This window comes from Lentibacter sp. (genome assembly GCF_029254145.1).
Classification (GTDB): domain Bacteria; phylum Pseudomonadota; class Alphaproteobacteria; order Rhodobacterales; family Rhodobacteraceae; genus Lentibacter.
Genome location: NZ_JAQWYD010000083.1, coordinates 1 through 4,637, shown reverse-complemented (window position 1 = coordinate 4,637; position 4,637 = coordinate 1). Strand labels below are relative to the sequence as shown.

General features: G+C 54.6%; 7 protein-coding genes. All 7 read right to left on the bottom strand.

All coding sequences use genetic code 11. The features are described from left to right. Positions 1-178: NADH-quinone oxidoreductase subunit NuoK (gene nuoK / locus P8O11_RS09835; protein ID WP_300293926.1), on the bottom strand; the 178-nt coding region annotated here is incomplete at its 3' end. 39 nt (positions 179-217) lie between these two features. After that, positions 218-826, bottom strand: a complete 609-nt coding sequence (locus P8O11_RS09830; RefSeq protein ID WP_089888348.1) for an NADH-quinone oxidoreductase subunit J — start codon at positions 824-826, stop codon at positions 218-220. Then, positions 823-1,224 carry a carboxymuconolactone decarboxylase family protein gene (locus P8O11_RS09825; RefSeq protein ID WP_089888346.1) on the bottom strand — a complete coding sequence of 134 codons (402 nt, stop codon included), beginning with the start codon at positions 1,222-1,224 and terminating at the stop codon, positions 823-825. Before P8O11_RS09825 ends, P8O11_RS09830 begins: the two co-directional genes overlap by 4 nt. Next, positions 1,221-1,715, bottom strand: a complete 495-nt coding sequence (nuoI, locus tag P8O11_RS09820) for an NADH-quinone oxidoreductase subunit NuoI (protein ID WP_300293924.1) — start codon at positions 1,713-1,715, stop codon at positions 1,221-1,223. The genes P8O11_RS09825 and nuoI overlap by 4 nt, the downstream gene beginning before the upstream one ends. A 1-nt stretch (position 1,716) precedes the next feature. Then, a complete protein-coding gene (gene nuoH, locus P8O11_RS09815; RefSeq protein ID WP_300293923.1) occupies positions 1,717-2,757 on the bottom strand; it encodes an NADH-quinone oxidoreductase subunit NuoH in 1,041 nt (346 codons plus the stop codon). Between the two features lie 7 nt (positions 2,758-2,764). Continuing rightward, entirely contained in the window at positions 2,765-3,079 is a 315-nt protein-coding gene (locus tag P8O11_RS09810; RefSeq protein ID WP_245724382.1) for a hypothetical protein, read from the bottom strand. Positions 3,080-3,140: 61 nt separating this feature from the next. Beyond that, a partial coding sequence (locus P8O11_RS09805; protein ID WP_300293922.1) for a molybdopterin-dependent oxidoreductase occupies positions 3,141-4,637 on the bottom strand: 1,497 nt, incomplete at its 5' end.

The following is a 4,637-nucleotide window of genomic DNA, read 5'->3' as shown; positions in this document are numbered from 1 at the left end:
GCCCCGCCATATCACCCATGTAGGACGAAAAGGCGACGAAGTTGATATTCACCGATAGAAGGATGAGCTCGATCGACATCAACAAAATGATGATGTTCTTCCTGTTCAGGAAAAGCCCGAAAATGCCGATGACAAACAGCACTGCTGCCACCGTCAGATAATGTTCAAGTCCGATCATGTCGTCCCTCGGTTCTTTATTGTTCTCAAAGCGAAAGGCTTAAAGCCCCTGCCCCGGTTTTACGTCTTTCAGTTCCATCGCGTCTTTTGGATCACGCCACATTTGCTCCAGAACGTTCTGGCGCTTCACGCCGTCACGATGGCGCAATGTCAATACAATCGCCCCGATCATTGCCACCAGCAGGATCAGACCTGCAAGCTGGAAGATGAGGAAATATTGGTCATAAAGCAGGAGCCCAAGTGCCGCTGTGTTTTGCGTCCCTTCAGGTGTCACAGCCACACGGGCCGCCTCGGCCCCCTCAGCCATCTGCCAATCGCCATACGCAAGACCAAGCGACATCAGAAGCACAATCCCGATTGCCAGAGCAATCGGCATATACTGCGCCATGCCAGCCTTTAGCTCGGCAAAGTCAACATCAAGCATCATCACAACGAAGAGGAACAGAACCGCAACCGCCCCGACATAAACAATCATCAGCAACATCGCGATAAATTCGGCCCCAAGCAAAACGAACAGACCCGCAGCGCTCATGAACGCAAGGATAAGCCAGAGCACAGAGTGCACAGGGTTGCGGCTCAACACAGTGAAAAGCCCGCCCGCGAGCACGCCTATCGCGAAGAGGTAGAAAGCAAAGGTCACTACGGTCATGTTTCGTCGTCCTCGTGTTTGTCCATCACGTCTTTGGCAATTTCCATCGCCCGCGTCATGGCAGGAAGTCCCGCAAACATTGCCATCATGGCAATGGTTTCGGCTATTTCTTCGTCGGTTGCTCCCGCCTCATTGAGGTGGCGCACCGTCAGTCTGATCTGGGCCTCACCCTGCGCACCTTGCATGGTCAGCCCTGCAAGCGTGAGAAGAAGACGTGTCTTGGCATCAAGCCCGTTTTCGTTCAGCCCTTTGCCGAATGTAGCCTCCATCATCTCTTTAGACATGGTTGGCCACATTGCCTCAAACCCTTTGGGCGAAAACGTCTCAAGCGCAGGCGCCATGGCTTTCGCCATTTCGTTCGCTTGGTCCATCATCATTTCGAAGGGTGTTTTGGTCATCGGTAGGGTGCATCCAGCTCTAGGTTACGGGCAATCTCAGCCTCCCAACGATCACCGTTATCAAGAAGCTTGGTCTTGTCGTAGAAAAGCTCTTCGCGGGTCTCGGTGGCAAACTCAAAGTTTGGCCCTTCAACAATCGCATCCACAGGGCATGCCTCTTGGCAGAAACCACAGTAAATACACTTGGTCATATCAATATCGTAGCGCGTGGTGCGGCGCGAACCATCATCGCGCGGCTCCGCATCAATTGTAATCGCTTGAGCCGGGCAAATCGCTTCACAGAGCTTGCAGGCAATGCAGCGTTCTTCGCCGTTTGGATAGCGGCGCAGCGCGTGTTCGCCGCGGAAACGAGGCGAAAGAGGCCCCTTCTCGTGCGGGTAGTTGAGTGTCGCTTTGGGTGCGAAGAAATACTTCAGGCCAAGCTTCATACCCGTCATAAAGTCAGACAGGAAAAAGTAACCAACCGCGCGTTTATAGTCGATATTCGCCATATTATCCTCCTACGCTCCAGCGCGCGAACGTGCCCCAGAACCAGTCAAATTTTGCCGCAAAGGCCACAAAAACAACCCAGAAGAGAGACATCGGCAGGAACACTTTCCAACCAATGCGCATCAGTTGGTCATAGCGGTAGCGCGGTGTAATCGCCTTCACCATCGCAAAGATGAAGAAAACCAGGAACATTTTCCCAAACATCCACATGATACCATCGGGCAAGCCTGGGATCGGTGACAGCCAACCGCCGAAGAAGAACAGCGAGACAAGCGCACACATCAGAACAATCGCCACATACTCACCGATCATAAAGAGCAGGAACGGTGTCGAGGAGTACTCAACCTGATACCCAGCAACCAGCTCTGATTCCGCTTCGGGAAGGTCAAAGGGTGGGCGGTTTGTCTCGGCCATCGCCGAAATCAAGAAGAGAAACAGCATCGGGAAGTGAGGGATCCAGAACCAGCTAAAGATACCGTACTCCCCTGCTTGCGCATTCACAATGTCGCTCAGGTTCAGTGAGCCCGCCGAGATGATGATACCAATAATGATAAGGCCAAGTGACACTTCGTAAGAAATCATCTGCGCCGCAGAGCGCAAAGAGCCGAGGAAGGGATACTTAGAGTTTGACGCCCAGCCGCCCATAATCACGCCATAAACTTCCAGCGAAGAGAAGGCGAAGATGTAGAGCACAGCGACGTTGATATTGGCCAGGACCCACCCGTCGTTGAACGGAATCACAGCCCAAGCCGCCATCGCCAGCACAAAGCTCACAAGGGGCGCGAGGAAAAAGACAAATTTATCAGCGCCTGCTGGCACAATAATCTCTTTCACCGCATATTTAATGAAATCCGCGAAGCTCTGGAGTAAACCAAATACGCCAACCACGTTCGGACCGCGGCGCATCTGCACAGCAGCCCAGACCTTGCGGTCAAAATACAGCAAAAACGCCAGCGCGACGAGAAGCGGCACGATAATCAGCAGGCATTGCCCCACAATAAGCAGGAAAATCCCCAGATTCGTGTTCGTAAAGAATTCAGCCATCAGCCCCTCACACCATCGGTATCTTGTCTTCAATGCAGTTATGAACAATGACTTCCGCGTCAATCGTTTTCAAACCACGTGGCAGCGCCGCCGAGATGGTGTAAACCGCATCTCCGCGCCACTGGCCACCCTTAATCTCAACATTTGTGCGCAGATGGCGCGCAAATCCGTATCCTCGGATCAGCGAGTACTGCGCAGCCGCACATTCTGTGTAGCGGCGCACATCGTCAGGCATAGCCTCACCATCCATCGTCACCACAAATTGCACCAAATCCCCATCCAGAAGACGGGTCTCAATGCCCTTGTATCCCAATACACGCATCGCATCCGCGGGCGCAGCACGGCCAAAAAGGCCGCACCCAGAGTTATGCGTGAAAACTTCGTCACTCGGCCGCCACTTTCTGCACGCCGCGCGCCTTAACACCTGCACTCAATTCAGCCATAAGCTCGGAGGCGCGCGCAATCGGGTTGGTCAAATAGAAATCTGAGATCGCATTCTTGAAGCTCGCATTGCCGAGCTTACCCGCTGGCTCCGCTGTCCAGTTATTCTCAAGAACCTCATCAATCTGTGCAAGGTGCGGAACTTCTGAAACAAGCGCCTGACGCAACTGTACAAGACTATCCCACGGTTGTGTCGCACCCGCTTCAGCCGAAAGCGCGCGCAAGATCGCCCAGTTTTCCTTAGCCTCACCGGGCGCAAAGCCTGCGCGCAAAGCAAGCTGCGGCCGGCCTTCCGTATTCACAAACAAGCCCTGCTCTTCCGTGTAGGCCGCCCCAGGCAAAATGACGTCAGCCAGATGTGCGCCGCGGTCGCCATGGCTACCCTGGTATATCACAAAGGCCCCTGCCTGAATATCAACCTCATCACAACCAAGGTTGTAGATCACATCCGCGCCCTCGGTGGCCGCCGCAAGGCCGCCTTCCGTGACGGCGTTGATATCCATTGCACCCACACGGCTCGCCGCCGTGTGCAGCACGAGAAGTTTTGATCCTTTTGCCTCGGCAAGCTGCATCGCAGCGGCCAAAACCGCCGCGCCATCTGCTTCACGGATGGCGCCTTGGCCAACAATCACAAGACTCTCGACCTCAAGGACCTCTTTGAACTTGCCGCCGAGCGCCTTTTCAAGTGCTGCGCGATCATCGCCCATATGTGCGTACTCATAAGTAAGATCAACGGCTTGGCCTATAAGCCCCACATCGGCACCACGCGCCCAAGCACGGCGAATACGCGCGTTGAGCACAGGCGCTTCCTCGCGAGGGTTGGTTCCAATCAGTTGAATCATCTGCGCGGTATCGATGTCTTCAATGCTGGCCGTGCCAACATATCCCGACCGGTTGCCAGCAGGCAGCTTTGCACCGTCCGTGCGGCATTCGACGTTTCCACCCTGCCCTTCAACAAGCTGCTTCAGCGCAAAGGCGGCTTCCACAGACGCAAGATCTCCAACAAGGCCCGCTACTTTACTGGCGCCTTTGATTTTTTCGCCCGCAAGGCCCAAGGCCTCGCCCCAGCTCGCGGGACGCAGCTTGCCGTTTTCGCGAATATAGGGCGTATCCAAACGCTGGCGGCGCAGACCGTCCCATACAAAACGGGTTTTGTCAGAAATCCATTCTTCATTCACACCATCATGGTTGCGCGGAACAATCCGCATCACTTCGCGGCCCTTCGTCTCCACACGAATAGAGGAACCAAGCGCATCCATCACATCAATGGTCTCGGTCTTGGTAAGCTCCCAAGGCCGCGCCGTAAAGGCATACGGCTTGCTTACAAGCGCGCCCACAGGGCACAGGTCAATGATATTACCCTGCAAGTTGCTGTCGAGCGTCTCACCCAAATAGGCAGTGATTTCGCTGTCTTCGCCGCGGCCCGTCTGGCCCATCTG